Source organism: Pseudomonas akapageensis (assembly GCF_011355085.1).
Classification (GTDB): Bacteria; Pseudomonadota; Gammaproteobacteria; order Pseudomonadales; family Pseudomonadaceae; genus Aquipseudomonas; species Aquipseudomonas akapageensis.
The window spans coordinates 23,363-47,801 of record NZ_VXCP01000012.1 but is presented as its reverse complement, the minus strand read 5'-3'; the positions used below and the strand labels follow the sequence as shown (position 1 = coordinate 47,801).

22 protein-coding genes and 2 pseudogenes are annotated in these 24,439 nt (G+C 60.2%); 10 read left to right on the top strand and 14 right to left on the bottom strand.

Going from position 1 to position 24,439, the window contains the following annotated elements:
- Positions 1-79 precede the first annotated feature (79 nt).
- The 4 genes from F2S13_RS09930 to F2S13_RS09915 form a co-directional block, all read right to left on the bottom strand.
- Positions 80-1,528 (bottom strand): GGDEF domain-containing protein, encoded by a 1,449-nt coding sequence (locus F2S13_RS09930; RefSeq protein ID WP_166360304.1) that lies wholly within the window; start codon positions 1,526-1,528, stop codon positions 80-82.
- Between the two features lie 219 nt (positions 1,529-1,747).
- Complete coding sequence (locus tag F2S13_RS09925) at positions 1,748-2,209, bottom strand: MarR family winged helix-turn-helix transcriptional regulator (RefSeq protein ID WP_166360303.1); 462 nt, start codon at positions 2,207-2,209, stop codon at positions 1,748-1,750.
- Positions 2,210-2,261: 52 nt separating this feature from the next.
- Complete coding sequence (locus tag F2S13_RS09920) at positions 2,262-3,143, bottom strand: NmrA family NAD(P)-binding protein (RefSeq protein ID WP_166360302.1); 882 nt, start codon at positions 3,141-3,143, stop codon at positions 2,262-2,264.
- Between the two features lie 142 nt (positions 3,144-3,285).
- Positions 3,286-6,186, bottom strand: coding sequence for a sensor domain-containing phosphodiesterase (locus F2S13_RS09915; RefSeq protein ID WP_166360301.1), 2,901 nt, complete (start codon positions 6,184-6,186; stop codon positions 3,286-3,288).
- A gap of 217 nt (positions 6,187-6,403) precedes the next feature.
- Between F2S13_RS09915 and F2S13_RS09910 the strand changes: the two genes are divergently transcribed.
- From F2S13_RS09910 to F2S13_RS09900, 3 genes are all read left to right on the top strand, one after another.
- The gene (locus tag F2S13_RS09910) at positions 6,404-7,576 is read left to right on the top strand and encodes a GGDEF domain-containing protein (RefSeq protein ID WP_166360333.1); all 1,173 of its coding nucleotides are present in this window, start codon (positions 6,404-6,406) and stop codon (positions 7,574-7,576) included.
- An 83-nt stretch (positions 7,577-7,659) separates the two neighbouring features.
- Entirely contained in the window at positions 7,660-8,154 is a 495-nt protein-coding gene (locus tag F2S13_RS09905) for a copper chaperone PCu(A)C (protein ID WP_166360300.1), read from the top strand.
- 51 nt (positions 8,155-8,205) lie between these two features.
- Positions 8,206-8,367, top strand: a complete 162-nt coding sequence (locus tag F2S13_RS09900) for a DUF2986 domain-containing protein (protein WP_166360299.1) — start codon at positions 8,206-8,208, stop codon at positions 8,365-8,367.
- Between the two features lie 51 nt (positions 8,368-8,418).
- On the opposite strand, the gene F2S13_RS09895 is transcribed toward F2S13_RS09900, so the two are convergent.
- Positions 8,419-9,114, bottom strand: coding sequence for a tRNA (adenine(22)-N(1))-methyltransferase (locus F2S13_RS09895; protein ID WP_281354546.1), 696 nt, complete (start codon positions 9,112-9,114; stop codon positions 8,419-8,421).
- Positions 9,115-9,629: 515 nt separating this feature from the next.
- Between F2S13_RS09895 and F2S13_RS09890 the strand changes: the two genes are divergently transcribed.
- Positions 9,630-10,304, top strand: coding sequence for an NADPH-dependent F420 reductase (locus F2S13_RS09890; protein ID WP_166360297.1), 675 nt, complete (start codon positions 9,630-9,632; stop codon positions 10,302-10,304).
- Between the two features lie 59 nt (positions 10,305-10,363).
- The gene (locus F2S13_RS09885) at positions 10,364-11,104 is read left to right on the top strand and encodes a Mut7-C RNAse domain-containing protein (protein WP_166360296.1); all 741 of its coding nucleotides are present in this window, start codon (positions 10,364-10,366) and stop codon (positions 11,102-11,104) included.
- A gap of 29 nt (positions 11,105-11,133) precedes the next feature.
- Here the strand turns inward: F2S13_RS09885 and F2S13_RS09880 are convergent, their stop codons facing one another.
- Positions 11,134-11,796 (bottom strand): VIT1/CCC1 transporter family protein, encoded by a 663-nt coding sequence (locus F2S13_RS09880; RefSeq protein WP_166360295.1) that lies wholly within the window; start codon positions 11,794-11,796, stop codon positions 11,134-11,136.
- A gap of 156 nt (positions 11,797-11,952) precedes the next feature.
- On the opposite strand from F2S13_RS09880, the gene F2S13_RS09875 reads away from it, so the two are divergent.
- On the top strand, positions 11,953-12,390 hold the full coding sequence (locus tag F2S13_RS09875) for a YMGG-like glycine zipper-containing protein (protein ID WP_166360294.1): 438 nt from the start codon (positions 11,953-11,955) through the stop codon (positions 12,388-12,390).
- 221 nt (positions 12,391-12,611) lie between these two features.
- On the opposite strand, the gene F2S13_RS09870 is transcribed toward F2S13_RS09875, so the two are convergent.
- A complete protein-coding gene (locus tag F2S13_RS09870; protein ID WP_166360293.1) occupies positions 12,612-13,163 on the bottom strand; it encodes a TetR/AcrR family transcriptional regulator in 552 nt (183 codons plus the stop codon).
- Between the two features lie 197 nt (positions 13,164-13,360).
- Between F2S13_RS09870 and F2S13_RS09865 the strand changes: the two genes are divergently transcribed.
- Positions 13,361-14,098, top strand: a complete 738-nt coding sequence (locus F2S13_RS09865; RefSeq protein WP_166360292.1) for an SDR family NAD(P)-dependent oxidoreductase — start codon at positions 13,361-13,363, stop codon at positions 14,096-14,098.
- Between the two features lie 55 nt (positions 14,099-14,153).
- Here the strand turns inward: F2S13_RS09865 and F2S13_RS09860 are convergent, their stop codons facing one another.
- The gene (locus F2S13_RS09860; protein WP_166360291.1) at positions 14,154-15,893 is read right to left on the bottom strand and encodes an amidohydrolase; all 1,740 of its coding nucleotides are present in this window, start codon (positions 15,891-15,893) and stop codon (positions 14,154-14,156) included.
- 106 nt (positions 15,894-15,999) lie between these two features.
- Here F2S13_RS09860 and F2S13_RS09855 point away from each other — a divergent pair, with 106 nt between their 5' ends.
- Both F2S13_RS09855 and F2S13_RS09850 read left to right on the top strand, forming a co-directional pair.
- Positions 16,000-16,914, top strand: coding sequence for a LysR family transcriptional regulator (locus F2S13_RS09855; protein ID WP_166360290.1), 915 nt, complete (start codon positions 16,000-16,002; stop codon positions 16,912-16,914).
- A gap of 167 nt (positions 16,915-17,081) precedes the next feature.
- Positions 17,082-17,678 carry a cupin domain-containing protein gene (locus F2S13_RS09850; RefSeq protein WP_246237851.1) on the top strand — a complete coding sequence of 199 codons (597 nt, stop codon included), beginning with the start codon at positions 17,082-17,084 and terminating at the stop codon, positions 17,676-17,678.
- Positions 17,679-17,825: 147 nt separating this feature from the next.
- Here the strand turns inward: F2S13_RS09850 and egtB are convergent, their stop codons facing one another.
- The 3 genes and pseudogenes from egtB to F2S13_RS09835 all read right to left on the bottom strand — a co-directional run.
- Positions 17,826-19,973 carry an ergothioneine biosynthesis protein EgtB gene (gene egtB / locus F2S13_RS09845; RefSeq protein WP_166360288.1) on the bottom strand — a complete coding sequence of 716 codons (2,148 nt, stop codon included), beginning with the start codon at positions 19,971-19,973 and terminating at the stop codon, positions 17,826-17,828.
- Positions 19,930-20,124 (bottom strand): DUF427 domain-containing protein, encoded by a 195-nt coding sequence (locus tag F2S13_RS29790; protein WP_166360332.1) that lies wholly within the window; start codon positions 20,122-20,124, stop codon positions 19,930-19,932. Before F2S13_RS29790 ends, egtB begins: the two co-directional genes overlap by 44 nt.
- Before the next feature lie 269 nt (positions 20,125-20,393).
- A pseudogene (locus F2S13_RS09835) lies at positions 20,394-20,687 on the bottom strand (agmatine deiminase family protein); the annotation flags it as partial.
- On the opposite strand from F2S13_RS09835, the pseudogene F2S13_RS09830 reads away from it, so the two are divergent.
- Positions 20,682-20,945 (top strand): annotated as a pseudogene (locus tag F2S13_RS09830) (agmatine deiminase family protein); the annotation flags it as partial. The pseudogenes F2S13_RS09835 and F2S13_RS09830 sit on opposite strands and share 6 nt — an antisense overlap.
- Before the next feature lie 161 nt (positions 20,946-21,106).
- Here the strand turns inward: F2S13_RS09830 and F2S13_RS09825 are convergent.
- The 3 genes from F2S13_RS09825 to F2S13_RS09815 all read right to left on the bottom strand — a co-directional run bounded on the left by F2S13_RS09825 (position 21,107) and on the right by F2S13_RS09815 (position 24,305).
- Positions 21,107-22,219 (bottom strand): extracellular solute-binding protein, encoded by a 1,113-nt coding sequence (locus F2S13_RS09825; protein ID WP_166360287.1) that lies wholly within the window; start codon positions 22,217-22,219, stop codon positions 21,107-21,109.
- 4 nt (positions 22,220-22,223) lie between these two features.
- Positions 22,224-23,276 (bottom strand): agmatine deiminase family protein, encoded by a 1,053-nt coding sequence (locus F2S13_RS09820; RefSeq protein WP_166360286.1) that lies wholly within the window; start codon positions 23,274-23,276, stop codon positions 22,224-22,226.
- 153 nt (positions 23,277-23,429) lie between these two features.
- Positions 23,430-24,305 carry a DNA/RNA non-specific endonuclease gene (locus F2S13_RS09815; RefSeq protein ID WP_166360285.1) on the bottom strand — a complete coding sequence of 292 codons (876 nt, stop codon included), beginning with the start codon at positions 24,303-24,305 and terminating at the stop codon, positions 23,430-23,432.
- Between the last annotated feature and the right edge of the window lie 134 nt (positions 24,306-24,439).

Below are 24,439 nucleotides of genomic sequence, written 5' to 3'. Positions count from 1 at the left end.
TTGAGTGGATGCTTGTGGTCGATTGCAGTCGTTGGCGAACGGCTGCAATGGGTCGCGCTACCGGCCGAAATCGACGCTTTCAGCGACTTCGAGACGATTGCCAGGGCAGAGGTTGGAGGCTGGTTTTTATGGTAGCGACCACACGGTTACGGCCTTCGTGCTTAGCGTGATACAGGCGTTGATCGGCTGTACGCAGAATTGCCTCGATGGTGTCGCCGTCGCGGCCAGATTGCGATACGCCGATGCTCACTGTAACCACCGTTGACCGCTGCAGGCCATGAAAAGAATTATTTGCAACGGTGCTTCGCAGACGCTCAGCGATTACGTGCGCGCTTTCAAGTGAAGTCTGAGGCAGCAGTATCATGAATTCTTCCCCGCCCACCCTGGCTACGCCGTCATACGGCCGGATCGAATCGAAGCAAATCTGCACGAAACTCTTCAGGATGTCATCGCCGACCTGATGCCCGAAGCGATCGTTGATGGACTTGAAATTATCCAGATCGAGTGCCAACACGGAGAACGGCGCACCGCCGTGTCTGGTCCGGCCAATTTCGACTTCGACCCGCTCCATGAACCGACGCCGGTTATCAGCGCCTGTCAGTGGATCGGTCGCCGCAAGGTGCCCGAGTTCTTGATTGGTGCGCTGGAGTTCCCGCAGGGAGCTCTCGGCATATGCCATCGCTTCGGCAAGTCGGACCATCAACTCCTCTTGGCTGTAAATTTTCGAGAACGACCGCGTAGTGAGGAACGCTTGCACTACCCCATAGCTCAACATAAAGAATCCACCGGCGAAGATCGCATGAGCAAGCCACCACATATGGTTCCACGGACGTGCAAGGATGAAGGCAAGAGATGACAGCGCGAACGCGGTGACCGAGATGACGAAAATCATCATCAGCGGCGAACGAATACGGCGCAGCAAGAGTATTGTCACGGTCAATGTGGAAAGAACGAGGGCACCACCTTCCATCGAGAGGCGCACCGCGAGATTACCGGCGATCGGCAAATTCGCGACGTACGCCACTGCCACGTCAACCAGCAGGAACAGTCCTATCCAGGTCAACCACGGGCGGGCCTTCATTCGTTGGTCGGCGGCATCGGGTGGGCGGTGGTACGACAGTATTCCGACTAACAGCAGCATCGACATGACCAGTCGAGAGGCCGGTCCATAAAGCAGGAAGAGCCAGATATTGTGGTGTGCTTGCCCAGTGAGCGCACCATGCAACGCGTAGATGATTACAAAACCGAGAAAACCAAGCGTCATCCATCGCAGCAGCGGATCTCCCGATGACTGATAGCAGCGCCACGTTACGTAAGTAACAAACAAGCCTGCCAAGCTGGCTGCCATGATCGCACTTATATGAAACAGGTGATTCTCGAATATAAGCGTGGGGTCTTGAAAAAAGTATAAGTAGCCAATCAGATAGGCCGGAACAAAGGCAAATCCTGCAAGCAGCAGGTGGGCGTAAACCTTGACCAGGAGGCGAACGGCTTCAGGTGGCTCGTCGGTGGCGATGAAATTGCTCATGGTTCCCTCCAGCTCAAAATCCATTTAGCCAACACCGGTGGGGTGTTGGAGCCGTCTGCATGCCAACGGTCCCTCGCATCTTTACGCAAATAGGGGGTGGACCGATCCATGGCATTTCATATTAGACTCCTTGCCAATTTCTGCTGCAGAAGCCGGTAAGAATGCTCACGCGAACGCAATTGACTGATACCCCTCCTGCTGGCCAGGTGGCGATGTAGCTCAGTCATCAGATAATCCGCCGGCTTTATCGCCGACTATTACACGAGCCAGGTCCCGCCGCAGCGAGGTCACTTTTTCAGTGCCGTTCAATTGCTCAAACTCTCGTTGAGCCTCCTCCCAGAGAGGAGCAGCCCTTTTGAACAAGCGCCTGCCTTCCTCGGTCAGCGCCATCAGGCGAATTCTGCCGTCAGATGGCGAGGGGCTGATCGAGATCAATCCGCCGCGCTCCAGAAAGCCGGCCATTTTTCCCATCGCTGTCCGCTCGATATCGAGCCGCTCAGCAAGGGTATTGACTGCAGCACTCCCCAAATCATTGAGCGCTGCCAAGGTCAGGAACTGGGTTATCCGCAGCCCCGATGGCTCAAGGTGCGCATCATAGAGGCGAGAGATCTGCCGGCTCGCTTTCCTTATTGCGGAACAATTGCACTGGTCGATCCCTAGTGGCTGGTTAACCGGCAGCATCTCTGTATTTCCTCTCTACTACTGATGAATATTTACGCCCCGTGCGTATTGATCACGCATAGACGTCTCGGTATTTTTCCATGAAAGCCTGCACGGACAACGCAGGCGTGCCGGTGACCTTCTCCACGACATCGTTCACACCCGCGAAGATTCCCTCTCGGTAGTTCTGAGCGACTTCGACCAGGTGTTGTACCAGGGACGGCGGAAACTTGTACTGCTGCTCCATTTTAAGCTTGAACGCCTCGATCGATGTCGGCGCGTACTGGATTTCCACACCAAGCACCTCGCTCATGGCTGCAGCGATCTCGGTATGGTTCATCTCGACCGGGCCATGGAGATTGTAAATCTTACCCTCGTGTCCCGCAGGGTTGGCCAGGATGTGAGCGATCACCCGCCCCTGGTCGTCGGCACTGATGGGCGCGTGACGACCATTGTCGAAGGGGAACTCGATTTTTTTACTGGCCCGGATTTCTTTTACGAAGTGAGGGTATACGAGCCAATCCGTGAAAAATGTGGGGCGCAGATGCGTTGTCGGTACGCCCGACCAGTCGAAAACACGCTCGGAGATCCAGTGATCCTGTGCCAGATGACTCCTGGACTCGCGCCGTGCGGAGATCTGCGACATGTTCACGATTGCCGCTACCCCGGCCTCCTTCGCTGCCTGGGCAAAATAGGCTGTACCGTCGATGATTCCCGGCGCCAGCGGGTAAAGGAAATAGGCCGAGCGGATGCCTTCCATCGCCGCACGGATGTCATCGATATCGGTGAAATCGCCAAGGGCAATTTCAACCCCACGCTCGCGCAGCGCCGCAGCCCTCTCATCGTCCGTGCGTACGTAAGCTCGCACGCGCTTGCCCATCTTGAGCAGCTCATCGATGGCTGCCCCACCCGTACGCCCGGTTGCACCGCTTACAAGAATTTCTGCCTGGCTCATGGTCGTGTTCCTCTCAACATATAGGAGCATATGCTCTCATTTAATTCAAAAATAGGAGCACATGCCCCTATAAGACTCAAATTAAGAGCATGTGCTCCCATTGTCAATGAACTTACACGACCGCTCGGCGGGTCAAAGCACTCTAGCGACCGACCAGCGAACTCGCCAACAACGCTTCCAACCCCATCGGCCTGGCAAAATAATAACCCTGGGCCTGCCCTGCGCCCATTTCGCGCAGCAAGTCCAGCGTCGCTTCATCCTCGACACCTTCGGCCACCACGCTCAGGTCCAGCGATTCGGCCATCCGCACAATTGCCCGGACGATCGCGCGACTACGGGAGCTGGTGGTCAGTTCAAGGACGAACGACTTGTCGATCTTCAAGCCGCTGAAACGGTATTGGTGCACATAGCTCAGGGATGAAAACCCTGCACCGAAGTCATCGAGCACCACCGACATGCCGTTGTCGGCCAATTCCTGCATGGTCCGTCGGGCAATCGCCGGCTCAGCTACCAGTGCACCTTCAGTCAACTCCAGGCAGATTCGCGACGGCGAGACCCGGTGCCGCGCCAACAGTGTCAGCACCTCACTGGCGAAATCCGGACGCGTCATGCTGTAGCTGGAGCAATTGACATGCACTGGAGGCCAATTGGCGTGCTGGGGTTGTGCGAGGATCACTGCGACGCGGGTAAGCATGTACAGATCAAGTCGACCGATCAGGCGCAAACCCTCGACATCCGGCAAAAACTCGCCGGGCGCGATCACCCGGCCGCCCGGCTGATGCCAGCGGATCAGTGCTTCAAGGGCCAGCAGTTCACCGCTTTCGACGCTGACAATGGGCTGGAAATACGGCAGCAGTTCGTCGGTACGTTTCAGTGCGTTACGCAAGGCCCCTTCCCGCTCAACCTGGTCCGAGACTTCACGGCGCACTTCCTGATTGAACACCGCGTAGCTGTCGCGCCCGGCACTCTTGACGCGGTACATCGCCGCATCGGCATCACGCAGCAAGTCGGCTGGCTCATGATGGAACTGACTGTCGGCACTGACGATTCCGATACTGCAGGACGAAAAAACTTCATAGCCGTTGATGAAAAACGGCAGGTCAAACGCCACCAGGATACGTTCGGCGATTTCGATCACTACTTCCAGCGGTGCCTCGGGCGCGAGCACTGAAAACTCATCGCCCCCCAGGCGCGCCAGCATGTCGGTGTCGCGCAGACAACCGCGTAAACGGTGGGCGGCCTGCATCAACAGCAGGTCGCCAAAATGATGGCCGAAGCTATCGTTGACCATCTTGAAACGGTCCAGGTCGATGAACATCACCGCCAGGTGCCCGCCTTCGCTGCCGAACCGCGACCAGGCCAGATTGAGGCGCTGTTGCAGGTAGGTACGATTCGCTAGCCCGGTCAGCGCATCGTGGGAGTTTTCGTGTTGCAACTTGGCATTGGCGTGATCGAGCTCGCGGGTGCGGTCCTGCACCCGGGCTTCCAGCTTGAGGTTGGCGACATGGATCGCCTCGGCGGCTGTGCGTCGCGACAACGCTGTATCAATGTGCCGCGACACAAACGTCAGCAGTTCCTGGTCACGCAGGGTATACCGCACCTTCGAGGTATAGCTTTGCACCGCAAGCACGCCACGCACGGCATCGCCATCAAACAATGGAATGCCCAGCCAGGAGCAGGATCGGACAGACTCATCATGGGCAAGTTCGATTTCACCCTGCGCAGCCAGACGCTCTGCCTCGCTGGAGTCAATCAGGCAAGGTCGACGCTGACGGATAACGTACTCGGTCAAGCCCCGGCACCCACGCCTTGCCACCGGGCAGGTCGGCTGCCGCTCGTCGATATAGTACGGAAAGGTCACTTCATTGGTCGCGTCATCGAACAGCGCAATGTAGAAGTTCTGCGCGAACAGCAAATCACCGACGATGCCATGCAAGGTTTGAAACAACTCAGCCATGTCGCCAGGCTGGCTCGACAGTTCCGCAATCTGAAACAGCGCGCTCTGCAAATGCTCGGCGCGCTCCCGTTCTGCCACCTCTTGCCTCAATGCATCGTTGAGTTCCGAAAGCTCCAGGGTGCGACGCATCACCGTCGCCTCCAGACCTTCTCGATGCAGAATCCGGTCCAACGCCATGGCCACGTGACGGGCTACCACCAGGAACAGCGCACGATCTTCAGCGCTGTAGGTACGGGAAACGTCGTAGACCTGCATCGCGATCATGCCAAACACGTCATCCGTGGCATTTTTCAACGGTGCGCCCATCCAGAACTCGGGACGATCACCTATGCAGTAGAAACGGCCCTCGGCCTGAGCCGCGCGAATGCCGGCGGCGTCGATCAGCAACGGCTGACCCGTGGTCAACACCTGGCCGGTCATAGACAGGTGCGAAGGGTCAAGGTATTCGTAGTTCTCGGACGCCAGGGCATCAACGTCGATAACGTCGACATAGTACGGGTAGTCAATCTTGCCACTGTGCGGGTCATACAGCGCGAGATAGAAGTTCTCGGCGTCGATCAGGCTCGCCAGCAGCCGGTGAACCCCCACCAGAAACACTGACCGGTCGCGGGTCGAACTGGCCAGGTAAGTAATTTCATACAGCACACGCTGAGTAATCTGCGCACGGGCAAGGGTATTGGTCTGTACCTGAATGGCCAGGCGCTGGGCAAATTCGGCGAGCGCCGGTTGCGCGGCATCGTTGACTGGCGCGAGTAGCCACCCCAGCACGCTTTCGCCTCTACCGGTCGGCCAGCGGTGCAAGTGCCAGGTCAGGCAAAAGGCTTCCAGCTCTTCATTCGCAACGCTGGACGGCCATTGCATCCGTGGGTCGCCCTGCCCGACCAGATGCAGTTGTTCACCGGCACGATAAACCGCCCACGCAGTGGAATGGGCCCAGTTGCGCGCTGAGTCCAGCAATTGTTCGATGATGTCCTCGTTGCCGGCGCAGGCCATGCCGACAGCATCCAAGTTCGCTTCTAGTTGAGATGCCACAACGTCGCAATCGATCGATTGCCGCGGGGAATCGGTCAATGGACGAAAACTCATCAGCGCTCCCTGAGCCAAAAACGGGTGATACTCACTGACTGATTGCCAGCAATGTGCCAGTGAGCTTCCCATGTAAAGCTTATAGAGGTTTTTTTCAATAGTTTTATTCGCTTTAGTGCCGGCAAAAGGACGCACGCAAACGATGAACTCTGCGAAAAATCAGCCAGAGCTATTACAATCGTGCGCTTTAACCACATGTCAGGCGTTCAGAAAGGTTATGGTGCTCGACCCTCCCACGATGTTGACCCTCTCGATCGCTCTTGCAGCGGCCGCCGCCCTGTATCTGGCAGTCGAGTGGCGCAGTATTCGGGAACAGTCACTGCTGTTCTGGAGCGCCGGTTTTGCAACGATCACCGTGGGCTCGACCCTCGCCTTGCTGCGCGGCAGCGGTCTTTTGCTGATCGGCATCTGGTTCGCCAACGGCCTGTTGGTGACGGCCCACTGGTTTTTCCTGCTGGGCGTTGCGCGCTTCACGAAGACGCGCATATCCGGGGCCTGGTACCTGATTTTCGTCGCCTGGATTGCACTGCTGTTGTTGCCGGACGAGCCGTCGTGGTCGAGGATCATGCTACTGGCCAATTCACTGCTGATTGCCCTTTTGTCACTCCGAGCCAGCCTCCTCCTGCGCCCCCATGGCAAGTCGTTGAGTGTTGGCGCGGTACAGTTGCGTTATGTACTGTTGGTTCACGGACTTTTCTATTTCGCCAAAGCGATCTCGGCAGTTATTCCAGGAACACTGATCGACCTTGCAGCTTTTCGTGGTGAGATCATTCAGATTTCCCTGGTCGAGGGCGTAATGGCGATCATGCTGATCGCACTCTCGATGACCGGTACCGAACGCTACCGTCGGGAGCAATGGATAGAACAATTGGCCGCAAGCGATCCATTGACCGCCCTGTACAACCGTCGCGCCCTCGATGTGCGAGCACCACGCCTGTTGGATGAAATTTCAATCGCTCGACCGGGCGCCTTGCTGCTGATCGATATCGACAACTTCAAAATGGTCAATGACCTGTATGGCCATGCTGCAGGTGACCGACTGCTCGTCGCGCTGAGTGACATCATTCGTTCGTCACTGCCTGAAGGCGCACTGGCGGCCCGGCTGGGCGGCGACGAATTCGTTATCCTTCTCAGTGATACGTCGAGTGAGCGAATAGCACGGCTGGGCAACGCATTGCGCGAACAGTTCCACATCGCTGCCTCACAGACATTCCCTACTCCCAAGGCTGTGACCCTGAGCATCGGGGCCAATCTGTTCGACCGACCGCCTGCCAGCCTCGCGGCGCTGATCGAGCAAGGCGACGCCGCGCTCTACGAATCCAAGCGTGGTGGACGCGATAGTATCCGCCTGGTCGATCGAACCTTCGGCAACGGCGAGAGCGTTATTTGAAAATGACTATTTGTGTTCGGGATGCCTGCTGTCTATGTTGAGAGAGCCGCTCTCAAGTACAGCCTTACGACAAGGAAATCTCAATGGTCATTCGTATCCTGAGTCTTGCCGCTCTGATCGCTTGTGCCCCGTCAGCCTTTGCCCATGAATACAAGGTCGGAGAAGTGCTGGTCGAAAACCCCTGGTCGCGTGAGCTACCCGTTGATATGCCAGGTGGTGCCGCTTATTTCACCATACACAACCACGAAAGCCAGGCCGACCGACTGGTCGCTGTCAGCAGCCCTCGTGCGCAAAAATGTGAGCTTCACCTTCAGGCCTCCGATAGCGGCATGATGAATATGCAACACACGGCTACCGTGGATATCCCCGCCCATGGCGAGGTGATATTCCAGCCCGGCGGCAACCATGTAATGCTAACGGGTATGGACAAGCCGCTGAAAGCCGGTGAACAGTTCCCGATGACCCTGGAGTTCGAGAAGGCTGGCAAGGTTGAAGTGCAAGTCAAAGTCGAGTCTGCCGATACCCAGACAGGCCATGACGAGCACGCGGGACACCAGGCGGACAACAACGGCGGCTAGGTTATAGCCTTGCCGTGATGAACAGATAACGCTTGGAGAAAGCAGAAAAACATGAATCGTCGTAAAAAGATAAATCAGCTACTGAAGGCTAACGCCAAAAAGGCCAGCGCTAAATTGGCGCCCAAAAGCAAGCCCAAGTACATCAGCAAAGCTGACCGACTGAAACTGGCTGCCGAATCCAGCCAGGACTCCACCCTTTCTCCCGATAGCTGATCCCTGTAAAGCACCAGCCGGGTCTTTAGCGAGCCATCCGGCAAACCAGGTTCAAGCCAGCAGCTCGGTGATCCACCGGGCCTGCCGGGCGATGTCCTGCACCTTCTCCTCGGGCACGGCCTGTCGCGCCCGGGCGAAGTGGGTCAGGGTCCGCTGCTTCTGGCGCAGCTTGCGCTGCCACTTGAGCAGGAACGCCGGGCTGCGCGCCTGCATCTGCAGCGGGCCGAAGTACAGTTCCTCGGCGGTGTACAGTACAGGACCCGCGCGCTCGGCGACGATGATTTCGTAGTCGAAGCGGTTTTCCCGCAGCACTTCCTCGCAGAGGATGCGGTAACCATTTTCCATCAGCCATTGGCGCAGTGGCTGCTCGCCGCCGTTGGGTTGCAGGATCAGGCGCTCCTGGCCGCTCAGACGCGCCTTGCCGCTGTCGAGGATGTCGCGGATCGTCTCGCCGCCCATGCCGCAGATGCTGATCGCCGTGATCCCGTCTCCCGGCTCGATCGCCGCCAGGCCATTGGCCAGACGCACGGTGATCCGCGGCTCCAGGCCGTTCTCGCGCACGGTGCGTTCGGCCGCACAAAACGGCGTCAATGCCACCTCCCCGGCCACCGCCGCCGCGATGGCGCCCCGGCGCATCAACGCCACTGGCAGGTAGCCGTGATCCGAGCCGATATCGGCCAGGCACGCACCTGCAGGCACGTGCGCCGCCACGCGCTCCAGGCGCATGGACAATGTCTGTTCGTTCAACTGCAGCCCCTTTTCACCACGAACGTCCGGCAACTTTGGCCGGAACGGGGCGCGATTCTGGCGAGCAACGCCGTGCATTTCAACTTTCTGCGACAAGAGCGGCCAGAAGCGGCCCCTGATNNCGTGGGAATGCCGTGCCAGACGCTCTGCGTCGACCTTCAAGAGCGCTTTGCGGCGCGTCTCTGTATGCATTCCCACGCGGAGCGTGGGAATGAGGAGTTGTACGGGCCGGCAACACGGTCGGCATAGCCGCTGCCGCCAGGCTGCGCTCACGCTCGTTAGCGGGCGCAAGATCACAAGTCCGCCGGAGGAGCCCCTACGGGACTCCAGCGCAGCCTGGCGGCAGCGGCTATAGGGATCCGCGCCAGCCGCGAATCCGTGAACGTCCGTGTTGGGTCGATAGCGGTCTGTTGGGATAACCTGATAGCTCCGCTGCAACCGTATCCACCTTTCGTTTATGTCCTGGCTCTACTACGGTGATTAAACGACCGCATTGCAACCCAGGAGCGCAGCGCATGTTCAGAACGCTCTTTCTGATGTTCGCCGGCCTGGTCCTGTGCACCAGCCAGGCTATGGCAGACCCCCTCAAGATCAGCGTGATCGGTGCCGGCAAGGTCGGTGGTACGCTTGGCACGCTATGGGTAAAGGCTGGGCACTCGGTGATGTTTTCGTCGCGCCATCCCGAGGCGCTGACGGACCTGGTCAAGGCCGCCGGCCCCAACGCCCAGGCGGGCTCGGTCAGCGATGCCGCGGCGTGGGGCGATGTGATCGTGCTGAGCGTTCCCTACGGTGCCATGCCGGTGCTGTCCGAACAACTGAAGGGCAAGCTCGATGGCAAGGTGGTGTTCAGCACCAGCAACCCGATCAGCGGGCGTGACGGAGAAGTCGGGCTCAAGGCGCTGAATATGGGGGTCGCCCTGGCGGATCAGCAGTATCTGCCCGGGATACACCTGGTGCGGGCGTTCAACGCCATAGGCTACGCATCGATGAAAGACCAGTCCGGCCAAGGCAAGGCGATCCCCACTTTCGCCGACGACACCCAGGCCCGGGACCTGGGTGCGCGGCTGGTGCGCGACGCCGGATTCATACCGGTGCTCGTCCCGCTGGCGCGAGCCAATGAAGGTTTGCCGGGCGGTCCGCTCAGCGGCGTCATGAGCGAGGCCGAACTCAAGCACAGGCTGGGCCTTTAGCGAGCGCTCCTGGATTATCGAGTCCTCTCTTATCCGGCAGCCCTGCCATACTGTTCAGCATGACTCGTGCAACCTTCCGCTTCTACGAGGAGCTCAACGATTTTCTGCCGGCCGAACGGCGGCGGCAGTCCTTTACCTGCGAGTGCGCACAAGGGGCAACGGTCAAGCACATGATCGAGGCGCTCGGGATACCGCACACCGAGGTCGAGCTGGTGCTGCTCAACGGCGAGTCGGTGGGCTTCGAGCGGGTGATCTTCGACGGTGACCGGCTGGCGGTGTATCCCAAGTTCGAAGCGCTGGACATCAGCCCGCTGCTCAAGGTCCGGACGCAACCGCTGCGGGTGCTGCGCTTCGTCGCTGATGCGCACCTTGGCGGACTGGCCAGCCTGCTGCGCATGAGCGGCTTCGATACCCTCTACGACAATGGCTTCGAGGATAGCGAGATCGCCGAGATCGCTGCGCAGCAAGGACGCATCGTGCTGACCCGCGACCGCGAACTGCTCAAGCGGCGGATCATCAGCCACGGCTGTTACGTGCATGCCCTGAAACCGTCGCTGCAGCTGCGCGAATTGTACGAACGCCTGGACCTTGCGCGTAGCGCGCGGCCCTTCAGCCTGTGCCTGCATTGCAACCTGCCGCTGCACGAGATCAGCCCGGAACTGGCCCGGCCGCAGGTGCCGCCACGGGTTGGCGTCCTCTATTCGCACTTCCTGCGCTGCGACGCCTGCCAACGGATTTACTGGGAGGGTTCACACTGGCGCGGCATGTGTGCGCTGCTCGCACCTTTGCTGGACCGATAGCCGGGCGTATCGGGCCGGCTGCGTTGTGATCACCCGCCAAGCGCTATGATCGCAAGGATCAACAACGTGCCTATGACTGCGAACGCAAGCCCACCAAGCCACGGCTTCACGCCAGCGTATCGCGCTAGAATCCAGCCGGCGATGAATAGCACCGCGATTCCGACAAAATTGGACAAGCGTACTGCGGGCCCCATCTGCTCTAGCAACAGAAACGGCACCACGGGCGGGAATGTCGCGAGCACGACCAACAGGAAAACGCCGAGTGCGCCCTTGAAATCATCCCAGGTCAAGCGCGGTTGAACCGTCGAGTCCGGGGATTCGACCAGCCGGCGGCGCAGCCATTCCAACCCCTCGGTTCCGACCGCCGTCGCAATTCGCGGCGGTAACGCGTCAGCCACGAGCGCCTGCCCAGTGACCGCGTCCGCCCCCCCGCGCAAATGAGCGAAAAGTGTGCGGTTGCGCGTGCGTTCGATCCGCGTGCGCAATAGATAGATCACCGCGTCGGCGAGCCCCCAGGCGAGGTTGCAACCGAGTGCAGCAATCAACATCGTGCGTTCCTCCTCCTGACCAGCGGTTGCCACGCTGATCGTCCCGGTGAAGGTCATCGCCATGAGCAGGCCGAAGATCACTTCCATGACACGGTCGATCGGATCGAGTACAGGTGTCCGTTTTTCTTCTGCATCGCCTTGCATGCATCCGCCCTCGCCAGATTCATGGGCGGTCTGCTCCAGCCCGATTAGAGTGTAGTTTGAGGCAATCTTGTCGCCATGAGCGTGTGTGAATTTTCAACCGCGGTACCAATGCTAAACTGCAAGGTCCAGGGCACCCCGAATAACAATGGAGTTTTTATGAAAACGTCCATGTTCGCCTGTTCAACCGCGTTCCTGTTTTGCCTTTGCGCCACTGCCGAGACAGTAACGCCGCTCAAGGGGCAATCTCCCGAAACCGTCCAGAAAGACATCAGTACATGCCAGGCCCAGTCCGGTGGCACGAGCACGAGCAGCCCGCAGACAGGTGGCCGCGCCCGTGGTGCCGCAACCGGCGCGGTAGCGGGTGCGGCCGTAGCCGGTGCTCGCGGACAGCAGCATGAGGTCTATAACCGGGCCGACGACGAGGTAAAGCAAGAGTACCGGCAGAACCAGGCGAAGGATGCGGCTGTGGCCGGGGCGGTCGTGGGTGGCTCCCGTCAGCGCCAGGATCGTCGCCAGGATCGACGCAGTACGGAGCAGGCCTCCTCCGCCTACAGCACTTGCATGCAGCAACATGGCTATCAGGTAACGCCCTGAGCCCTGAATGCCATTGGTCATGTTCGGCAACATTTATCTCGTTCCCACGCTCTGCGTGGGAATGCCGTGCCAGACGCTCTGCGTCGACCTGCGCGAGCGCGACGCAGAGCGTCTCTGGATGCATTCCCACGCAGAGCGCGGGAACGAGGAGGTAAATTCCGACTCAACTGGGTCGGCGTAGATACCGTCTTGCCCGTTACCGAGCAAGTGCCAATTTCGGGTCAATTGCAGTCGACCGAGCCCGGCCAGGCGGCCATCAACGCATCTGCAACACCCCTCAGCGATTCGCTGGTGGTGCCATCGCGAGCGCGAATGGACATGCCATAGATGACCGTTGAAACCAGGTCGACCATGACGGCGACATCGACGCCTCGCGGCACATCGCCCTCCTCCACGCCACGCTGGATCCGTTCTGCGAGATTGCGCTCCCACAGGCGGCGAAAACCCAGCACGAACTCATGCAAGTGAGCAGCCTCGGCCGGGCAATTGAGCGTGGATAACGCCAGCATGCAGCCTGGCGGATGGGCTTCGTCGAGCATGCCTTCGGCGGCGGCGGCGAGCACTGCGTGCACAGCTTCACGGGCAGTGGTCGACTGCTGGCAAAGCTGTTCCACGTACTGCGCCCGACCCGCCCAGTAATGCTCCACGGCAGCCCGGAACAGTCCTTCCTTATCCCCGTAGATTGCATACAGGCTGGTCGCGGTCACGCCGGTAGCCTCCACCAATTGGCTGATGGAGGTAGTGGCGTAGCCGTTCAGCCAGAACAAGTTCATGGCCTGTTCCAGAACGCGCTCTGTGTCGAAGGTGCGGGGTCGGCCTCGCGGCCTGCGTTCAGCTATTTTCATAACGATCAATAGTAAATTCATTGACAAGGCAGATCAAGCGGCGTTAGGGTGCCGCCACATTAACTAATGATCATTAGTTAAATCATTCCAGCACTGACACATCCATTTCTGCAGAGGACCCTCACATGCAACTCAATCACAAGATCGCCCTGGTTACTGGCGGCAGCTCCGGCATCGGCAAGGCCATCGCCAGGCAGTTCGCCAACGAAGGCGCCACGGTCTACATCACAGGTCGTCGCCAGGAGGTGCTTGACGACACGGTTCGCGAGATCGGCGAGAACGCCATAGGCGTACGCACCGACGTCTCCCGTGTCGTCGAACTGGAGGCCCTGTTCGAGACGATCCGCCATAGACACGGCCGGCTGGACGTTCTCGTGGCCAACGCCGGGGGTGTCGAACTCGCGCGCCTCGGTGAGATCAGCGAAGAACACTATGAGCGCACTTTCACCAATAACGTGAAGAGTGTGCTGTTCAGCGTTCAGCTGGGTCTGCCGCTTCTGGTACCGGGCGCCTCGGTGATCCTGACCGGCTCGGCCACCTCCGTCACGGGAGGCGAAGCGCTCAGCGTCTACAGTGCCACCAAGGCGGCGGTACGCAACTTCGCCCGCAGCTGGGTGCAGGACCTCAAGGGCCGCCAGGTACGGGTCAACGTGCTGAGCCCAGGCCCCGTGCGCACGCCAGCCCTGGTCGGACTGGTGGGGAACGACGAGACATTGCTGGACGGATTCGCCCAAGCCATCCCCCTCGGGCGCGTCGGCGAACCCGAAGAGATCGGCCGCGCGGCGCTGTTCCTCGCCACCGACGCCAGCAGCTTCGTCAACGGCGCCGAGCTGTTCGTCGATGGTGGCCTGGCACAGATCTGAGCAGGACACCCTTCCCTTGCTGGCAGGCGCCACAGGGCGGGCGAACGCCGGGCAATCAGGGGCGGCTGTAGACTTCGCGACCACCGAAGTACGTCTTGAGGACCTGGGTGTCGGCCAGTTGCTCCTCTGGTGCGCTGAACACATCTCGATCAAGGACGATCATGTCTGCCTGCTTGCCGGGGGCGAGCGAACCGATCTGCTTCTCGAGGCCGATGGTCCGGGCGGCGTTGCGGGTATAGGCGTAGAACATGGTCTGCCGGTCGATGCCTTCATCCTTGTTCAGCACGCCCTTGGGCCCCTTGCGGCTGATGGCCTGACCGATGGCCTTCCATGGGTCCGGGGTGGAGACCGGCCAGTCGCTGGCGCCGGATATGGTCGCGCCGTTCTTGAGCAGCGATCGCGCCGGGTACATGTACTGGAACTCCATGGCGCTGATATAGGGCTTGAGCAAATCGATACTCATCTCGTCGGCCGAGGCCCAATACAACTGCATGGACGCGATGACGTCGAGCGGTTTGAAGCGGGCGAATTCCTTGGGGTTGACCATCTGCAGATGAGTGATCGAATGGACGACGCCACTTTGCCGGTCGCGACGGGCCTGCTCGATGCCATTGAGCGACTCGCGCACCGCACGGTCACCGATCGCATGCACATGGACCAGCCAGCCGCGGGCATCGGCGGCGCTGACCAGTTCACCGAAATGGGCCGGGTCGATCAGCAGCTCGCCACCCTTGTGGGAGTTCTTGTAGGGTTCGAGCAAGGATGCGGTTTGTGCAGGGAACTCGGCGACGCCATCGGCAAAGATCTTGATGCCCGGCAGGCTGAGATTGTCGACGCCTGCGAACTGCTGTCTGACCTGATCCAGCACCGCGAGGTCGGCAGGCTTGCTCCTGGGGTTGGCTACCATCAAGGCGGCCACCCGCAGTTGCAGCTCCCCTTTGTCCGCCAGCGCCTTGTAGGCCGGCAGCACGCCAACGGTTTGCGCCGTAGGCTTGAAGTCGAACAGCGCATCCCCGGGCGCGGCATTCGCCGCAGGGTCCATCAGAGCGGTCACGCCCAGGCTGTGATAGAGATCACGCGCGGCCTTGCCGGCATCGATCAACTGGTCGAGGTTCGCGGGTGGCAACTGGGACATCACCGCCGACAGGCCGGCATCGGCAACGAAGCCATTGGGGGTGTTGTCGGCATGGTGGCCGATGGTCGCGACGGCTTCGCCCTTGAGCGCCTTGACGCGTTCGGCATCGATGCCGGCACGCTTGAGCATCGCCTTGTTGGCCCAGCCGGTGTGGTAATCCCAGCCGAGGAACGCAATCGGCGTATCGGCCCATTCGCCCTGGTTGAAGCGCTTCTCCAGCTCGGCCACTTCACTCCAGTAGGTCGAGGGGAAGCCACTGACACTGAGTATGTCGCCGTGCCTCGCCTTGCCATCATCGCGCCAGCCGCGCAGACGTTTTTCCAGTTCGTCGAAGGGCAGCATCCGGGTTTCAAGGTCGGCGGATTTGAGTTTCACCCCACCGAAGATCGCATGGCTATGGGTGTCGATGAAGCCGGGCATCAGCACCTTGCCCTGCAAGTCGATCACTTGTGTGCCGGCTTCCCTGAGCGCCAGCACCTCGGCATCGCTGCCGACCTTGACGATCTTGCCACCGTCCACGGCCACAGCCTGTTGCAGTGGCTGGCCCTGCTCGGCGGTGAACACCTTGCCGTTGTGCAAGAGCAGGTCAACTGCCGCCATGCTTTCCATTGAGGCAAAAGCAATGGCCGTTGCCAGCGTTGCCCGGAGAATACCTTTCATCATTCCGCACCTTTTCTTGTAAGAATGGCCGAGAGACTAGCCAAGTCAGGCGATGCGAAGAATACTTGATGCCTGAAAGACATACTTTCCAGAAAGGAAAAAGTAAATGGACCAATTGGGCGCCATGGCCATGTTCGTGGCCACTGCCGACCAGGGCAGTTTCACCCGGGCCGCCGCCCACCTGGGCAAGACCACCTCGGCCTTGACGCGGGCCGTGACCCACCTTGAGACGGAACTGGGCACTCGCCTGTTCGAGCGCTCCACGCGGCGGATTGCCCTGACCGAAGCCGGGCAGATCTACCTTGTCAACGCACGGCAAGTACTGGCGCAGCTGCAACAGGCGCGCGAGGATATTGACCAGCTGCAGCAGGAGATGTGCGGCGTGCTGCGGGTGGCGGCCCCGCCCTCCTTCGCCCCGGCCTTTCTCAATGCCGTGTGTTGCCGCTTTCTTGAACGCTACCCGCAGATGCGCCTGGATATCGTGCTCACCGATGAGTTCGTCGACCTGCTCGAAGGCAGCTACGATCTGGCCGTGCGCGACGGCCCCGTTGAATTGCCCGGCCTCATCGTGCGGCCGCTGACCGCCAACCGCATTCTGCTATGTGCCAGCCCCCGCTACCTGCAACGCAAACCGCTCGAGGTGCTGCCGCATACCTTCGATCAACACGACTGGTTGATCTTTCGACACCCGGCCTTGCACCCGCATTACTGGTGGCTGACCCATCAAGGCGAGCGCCAGCGCATACCGCAACCGGTGCCGCGCATGACCAGCGACAACTACGACTTCCTGTTCGGCGCCCTGCGCGCGGGCCTGGGATTGCAATTCTGCCCGCAGTGGAGTGCAGCTCCCTATATCAGGCGTGGCGAACTGGTACAGCTGCTGACCGATGCCGACCTGGACCCGGATCAGTTCGGCTCGACCATCCATGCGATCTATCCGGTGCACCGGCGTCATACCCGCAAGCACCAGGCGTTCATCGAGTGCCTGAGTCAGTACCTGGATGAGCAGGCGCTGCATTGAGCGGTTGAATCGACAGCTTCGTGTGGCGTACGACACCCCACTGTCCACCACTGCAGATGCGCAGTACGATGATCACAACGAGAAAGGGCTGAAATCGTAGTCATGGGCGGATGGACAGAACGGTGATCCAGGAATATCTGAATGCTGATCTCAAAGAGCCTGCGATCATGCATGGCGCAAGCCTGCCATGGATCGCTAGCCCCCTTGCCGGTGTCGACAGACGCCCGTTGTATCGGGTCGGCGGGGAGCAGGCACGCGCCACCTCCCTGGTGCGCTATGCGCCGGGGAGTCACTTCAGTGCGCATCTGCATTCAGGCGGCGAAGAGTTCCTGGTGCTGGAGGGCGTGTTCGAGGACGAGCACGGCCACTACCCTGTCGGCAGTTACGTGCGCAATCCACCGGGCAGCCAGCACACTCCCGGCGCAAGCTCAGGCTGCATGATCTTCGTGCGCCTGCGCCAGTTTCACCCCGACGACCGCGAGCCATGCGTCACGCAACTGCGCGCCGAGGGCAGCCAGCGGCTGTTTGAAAACGAGCATGAACGTGTCTGGCTGGAGGATATTCAGGCGGGCACCGGCCTTCGACTCGATAATTCCCGAGGGTTGGAAATGTTCGTTCTGGAAGGCGAGCTCATGGGCACAGGTTTTCGACTGGTTCCATTGAGCTGGATGCGCCTGCCGCCGGGCACGCCGTTGGAAGCCTCGGCTGGCGCTGCGGGCGCGCGCATCTGGTTCAAGGATGCGGCGCCGGATCTGGGCCTTTGAGGCCGGCCGTGATCACCTCATTCCCACGCTCCGCGTGGGAATGCCTCTTGCGACGCTCTGCGTTGCCTTCTGCCAGGTCGACGCGGAGCGTCTAACACTGCGTTCCCACGCGGAGCGTGGGAACGAGAAACAGGGTCTGGCGCAAAATCACCCCTTCAAACTGAACAACGCCACCTGCGGCGCCTCGCTCACCCAGTAACCACTCACCGACCAACCGCCCCGCTGCGCCAGTTCGCTGAAGGATTGGACGGTGAATTTGTGCGAGTTCTCGGTATGCAAACGTTCTCCGGCGCTGAAGTGGAAGGTGTGCCCGGCGACCTTGACCACGTGTTCATGGCGGCTCACCAGGTACATCTCCATGCGCTCCTCGGAGGCGTTCCACAACGCCAGGTGGTCGAAGTCCTCGATGTTGAAGTCGCCGTCCAATTCGCGATTGATGCGCACCAGCAGGTTCTTGTTGAACCGCGCGGTCACGCCTTCGGCGTCGTCGTAGGCCGCGACCAGGGTGGCGGCGTCCTTGACCAGGTCCACCCCAACGATGAAGTGTGCGCCATCCCCCAAAAGCGCGTGAGCCGAACGCAGGAATTTCACAGCGTGGTCATGGGTGAAATTGCCGATGGTGGAACCCGGGAAGAACCCTACGTGGGTGTGCCCGGCGGCTTCGGCCGGCAATTGCAGGGCACGGCTGAAATCATCGAGCAGCGGCGCGACCTGCAACGCCTTGAACTGCTTTTTCAATAGCGCGGCAGCCTTGTTCAGTGCATTGGCGCTGATGTCGATGGGCACGTACAGGGCAATCTGTGGCGCGGCGTCCAGCAGCAGGCGGGTCTTCACGCTGGCGCCGCTACCGAACTCCACCAGGGCCGCACCCGCTGGAATGCCAGCGGCAATCTGTGGCGCAACGCGGGTCAGCAGCGCGGTTTCGGCACGGGTCGGGTAGTACTCGGCGGTCTCGCAAATGGCTTCGAACAACTCGGAGCCCGCGGCATCGTAGAAATATTTGGGTGACAGGCTTTTGAGCGGGGCCGACAAGCCGCCGATGACATCCCGGCCAAACTCACTGTCGTGGTTGTTCACCGTGCCCGGTTGGCGCGCATCACGGGCCAGACGCAGACCGGCGAACATCCAGCGCTTGTCCGGACCAAAGAAGTTGCGATAGGTCGAGCGGGCATGGCCGGGTGGCGTAATACTGGCACCGCCACGCAAGACCATCACGTTGATCATGAACTTGCCGTTGTATTCACCTACCGCGCTGGCCGCCGGGCGAAATCCCGGATAGGCGTTGTACGCACTCTGTGTCCACTGCCAGGCCACGTCGTCGACCTGCTCCAGCAGTCCGGCCTCGGCGGCGGCTTCCCACTCGGCTTCGGTGGGCAGGCGGGCATCGGCCCACTGGGCAAACGCGGCAGCTTCGTAGTAGCTGATGCAGATCACCGGCGCCGCCGGGTCGACAGGTACCAGACCACGCAACGTCATCTGCCGCCACCCCTGTTCATCCTGCTGCCAATAAAGCGGGGCATTCCAGCCGTTTTGCTGCACGACCGCCCAGCCGTCCGATAGCCAGAGATTGGCCTTGCTGTAGCCGCCATCCGCCATGAAGGCCAGCCATTGACCGTTGGTCACCAGACGGTCGCTGATCTCGAAGGGCTGCAGGTAAGTGCTGTGCCTTGGACCTTCGTTGTCGAAGGCAAACCCCCTGCCCTTGTGACCCATTTCGGTCAGCCCGCCCTTGAGCGGCTTGAACCGGCCGCGGCGACCGGAGAGGTCCGAGGGCCAGCGCAGGTCATAGGCGGGCTTGAGCGACGAGGTACTGAACAGATGCAGGATGTCCATCAGCAACAGTTCCTGGTGTTGCTCCTCATGGGCCAGGCCCAGCTCGATCAATTGAGTGGTGTCTTCGGGCAACGGCGAAGCCAGCAAGGTGCACATGTGCTCATCCACATGCTTGCGATAGTCCAGCACCCTGGCCACGCTCGGACGGGTCAGCAATCCGCGTTGCGCCCGGGGATGACGGGGGCCGACAGCTTCGTAGTAGGAGTTGAACAGGTAGCCGAAAGCCGGATCGAACGGACGATAGCCGGCAAGATTTTCGGCCAGCAGGAAGGTCTCGAAGAACCAGGTGGTGTGTGCCATGTGCCACTTGGCGGGGCTGGCATCGGGCATCGACTGGACGACCATGTCCTCGGGGCCCAGCGGTGCAACCAGACGTTCGGTCCGGTTGCGAATCGTCTGGTAGCGCTTGAGCAGTGCGCTACTGGCGGGAAGGTCGCGTAGCTCGCTTGAGATGCTGGTCATCAGGGTTGCTCTCCGGTGTGTCGACGATCGGCTGATCTGTCGATCCCCTGGCAGTTGCAGGGGTGGCGGCGCTCCAGCTGAAATAATAGGCGTCCCCCTTGTAGGGGCAAGGCGTTTGATGTGCAGTGGACGCGCTACGTTCAATCCGAATGTCGGATCTCGGGTTTTAATATTCAGCCTGCTGCTCTGATCCGTATTTTTCTCTGCCACCTGCGTCTGTATCGGACCCACCCCCCCACCTTAGAATGAATCCCACCGAAGTTTTGAAATTCTGGAGGCCGCATGTTGAAGATGGCAATTTTTCTGGGTGGATTTCTCACTCTAACGATCGTGATTGGTGCGCTTGCTACGATTTCTCCGCTTTAACCAGAAGACGACAACAGACCGGCTCCGGTACCCAGACCTGTAGGAGCGGCCCGACTAAGCCACCGGCTGATGACTGGTCACACAGTGAATCCCGCCCCCACCGGCGGCGATCGCGTCGATATTGAGCAGCACCACCTCCCGATCCGGATGGAGTTCAGACAACAGCTCAAAGGCCCGGGCATCCGCCGCTCTGTCACCAAACGCCGGCGCAATCACCGCCCCGTTGATCACGAAGTAGTTGATGTAGCCGGCAGCAAAATCCGGGGTGTTGCTACTGAACCTGCTCTTTCGCGGATTGAGCGGTGGCGACAGGGTATGCACCTGCAGCTTGCGGCCATCGGCATCCGTACCGAAAGCTGCTGGGTCAATCCCAACCGCAACCCCGGCTGGAGCAAGGCCGAGGTTGAAGAGGAACTGAAAGAACGTCTGGGCCTGCGCAAGATCATCTGGCTGCCCGGCATCAAAGGCAAGGACATCACCGACGCCCACGTCGATTTCTACGCCCGGTTCGTCAAGCCGGGCGTGGTGATCGCCAACCTCGACAACGACCCTGAGTCATACGACCACAAGGTGACGCTGGCGCATTTGGACATTCTGAAAAGTGCTGTCGCCCTCATCCGGCATGTACCAACTGCCTGGGGTGGCCGCTTGCGCGCGCAGGGGCGTAAGGCCGATGGACGCTGCCACGCCCATGCCGGCTACCACCGACATCTGCTTGATGAACTGACGACGCGTCGACATGGTGCTCCTTGAATCCTTGCATGAAGTCATTTGCTGGTGGCGGTCTTGAACTTGGTCCAGGTGCGCATGCGCGCCCGCATATCGGCCTGGGGAATGTCCTTGCCCGGGACCAGTCGTGCAAAGGTGGCCTCGTCGAGGTAGATATCCGGGTTGTTGCGCATGCTCGCATCGACGCTCGGGCGAGCCTTGGCATTGGAAGTGGGATAACCGGTGAAGTTGCTGATCGCAGCCATGTTCTCCGGGCGCATGACGAAGTTGATGAACGCGTAGGCGTACTCCGGATGTCTGGCGTCGACAGGAATCGCCATGGTGTCCATCCATACCGTGGTGCCCTCACGGGGTATACGGTACTGGAAGGTGGTTTTCTTGCCGGCGGCATCGGCCGTGCGTTGCGCCTGGGTCATGTCCCCACTGTAACCGAGCGACAGGCACAGGTTGCCGTTGACCAGATCGGTCACCGGCTGGGACTGGAACTTGCGAATGTACGGCCGCAGCTTGAGCAGCAGTTCACTCGCCGCGGCCAGGTCCTCGGGCCTGGCGCTGCGCGGCTCGCGCCCCAGATAATGGAGCACGACCGCGAGCACTTCGTCCGGCGAGTCGATCATGGAGATGCCGCAGTCGGCAAACCGAGCGGCCAGTTCCGGTTTGAACAGCATGTCCAGACTGTTGACCGGAGCATCGGGCATGCGCTGCTTGATCTGCTCGGCATTGGAGGTCAGGCCGATGGTGCCCCAGGTGTAGGGGACGGTGGCCTGGCTCGAATGTTCATACTGCGTACGCAGCTTCTGCAAACCGGGTTCGATGTCATCCAGGGCCGTGAGCTTCGACCGGTCCAGCGGCAGCAGGCTGCCGGCGCGCATCAGGCGCTCGGCAACGGTGTCGCCCGGAAAGATCAGGTCATAACCGCTGCCGCCGGCCAGCAGTTTGGCTTCCAGCGTCTCACTGCCATCCATGACGTCGTAGATCACCTTGATCCCGGTTTCAGCGGTGAACCGGGTCAGGGTGTCTTCGGCAAAATAGTCGGCCCAGTTGTACAGCCTGAGGTTTTTTTCCTCTGCATGCAGCGACGGCACGGCACAGCACAGTGCCAGGCCCAAGGCGCTGAGCCAGCGTTTTTTGGCAATAGTCCGCAGGGTCATGGCATCACCCCTTCAGTGGCCAGGCTGGCTGTTGCTGGGTGATGCAGTGCACACCACCACCGCCATGGGCCAGATGATTGATCCGCACCGGTACCACCTCGCGTCCAGGGAACGCCTGAGCCAACACGTCGGCAGCCGCCTTGTCGGCATCGATGCCATAGGCCGGCATGATGATGGCGTCATTGGCGATGTAGAAATTGGTGTAGGAGGCACAGAACACCTCAGCTTCGGTGTCCACGGCATCGGTGGCTTCATACAACTCGATCAGCTCGAACTGGCGGCCCCGGGCATCGGTTGCCAGTTCCAGCGCACGACGGTTTTCTCGTGCGACTTCGGCATACACCGAATTCCTGTCGTGGGTGGCGTCCACCAGCAACACGCCAGGACGGGCGAAGGCACACACGCCATCCACATGGCCATCGGTCATGTCACCGGTCACATAGTCAGGATCACCCGGCAGCCAGAGGGTCTTCTTCACACCGAGCAGGCGCGCGAAGATTTCCTCCATCTCGGCCTTGTTCATGCCGGGGTTGCGATTGGGGTTGAGCAGTACCGACTCAGTGGTGATCAGCGTGCCCTCGCCGTCCACATGAATGGCGCCGCCTTCGTTGCTCAAGGGTGTACCAAAGCACTGCATGCCCAGGAGGTTGAGTGCGCGGCGCGCCAGGCTTTCGTCCAGGTCATGGGCGGACTTCCCGCCCCACGCGTTGAAGCGCCAGCTCACACCGGCCAGGCCTTGTTGCGGATGGCAGACGAAGCTCGGGCCGGAGTCCCGGCACCAACTGTCATTGACCGCCAACTCGATCAGTTCGATGTTGGCTCCGCACAAGGCCTTGGCACGCTCGACAGCAGAGGGGTCGACGACCATTTTCACCGGTTCGAATCGGGCGATGGCGTTGGCCACGCGGGCGAAGTCCTCTTGTACCAGTGGCAAGGTGACGCCCCAACCCGACTCCCAGAGCGCCTGGTTGTGTGGCCAAACCATCCAGGTCGCGGCGTGCCTGGCCCATTCTGCCGGCATCCACCATCCACTGTTGCGAATTTCATTCTGCTGCATGACAAGCACCTTTTAGTTAAGCCATTGTGTTCAATGAAAACTGCCTTGGCGGTCTTGGCATGCATGCTACGACTGAAAAACTGGGCAAACAAACGATGGATTTTGCAGAAAAGTGATTAGCTTAACTTATCAGTAGATTCAAACACCGGCCCCTCAAGTGCGGCCCACTGAACCTGAAACCGGCAGATTTCCAAGCAGGTCGAGTCCCGTGCTCTTCACGAAAGTCTCATAGTCCATGGGCCGCTCGATGCGGGTTTCCGCGTTGGGCAGCACGTAGGCCCAGGCCCGTTTGGACGATGCGTCGTAGACCAGCTTGAACAGACGGGTCGGTACCCAGACCTTGTTGTCGCCGATGGTGCTGTGGCCCGGGTCAAACAGCGGACCGGTAAAGACATAGACATTGCCATCGGCGCGCTTGGCGAACTTGCGGACATCCGACTCGACCTTGCTCCAGATCTTGCGGTTATTGGTAGGGTCTTGCGGAACCATGTTCGACAGCGCAAAGGACTGGGCCATCGCATTGGGGTTTGGTGCATCTGCGGCTGGAGACTGATGGCCACGGTCTACGGCGGGATGTTGGCCACGGTAGTCGCTCAACTCTGCCCGCCCACTCTTGGGGATGCGCGGGTCCGGATAGAACTGATTGGTGCGTTCTTCACCCTTGGCATCCTGCAGCTGGGCTGCATTGAGGCGCTCCACCACAACCAACGGCGTCTTGCTGGTTTGCGAGTAAAGCACCGCAAAGTTGTCGGAACACAGGGCCAGGGGTTTCATCGTGGCAGGCACACTGGCCATGCTGATCGGCCTGGCTGCCGGGAACAGCTCGGCACAGCCGTCGAACGATGCCTTCTTCTGCTTGCTGGAATAGAGTTCGATCGCCGCGTTCTGACTGATCGAGCCGGAGCGGTAGCTTTGCTGCTCATGCGCAGTGGACGGTTTGATGAAGTCCAGCAGGTTGCGGGCTTGTGCGGTGCCAGTCGAGAGCAAAACAAGGGCCGACAGCCCCACTGCAATGTTGCGTAGGTACATGCTTGAAATCTTCGAATTGGATTGAGGGGATAACTTGCGGCAAGTTCCGATTCATGGAACTTGAGTGAAGGCTGTTTCGGGTTATGGTGCGGCGAGCATGGTTTCACTGTCCTTGAGAACACTATTGATGCGGG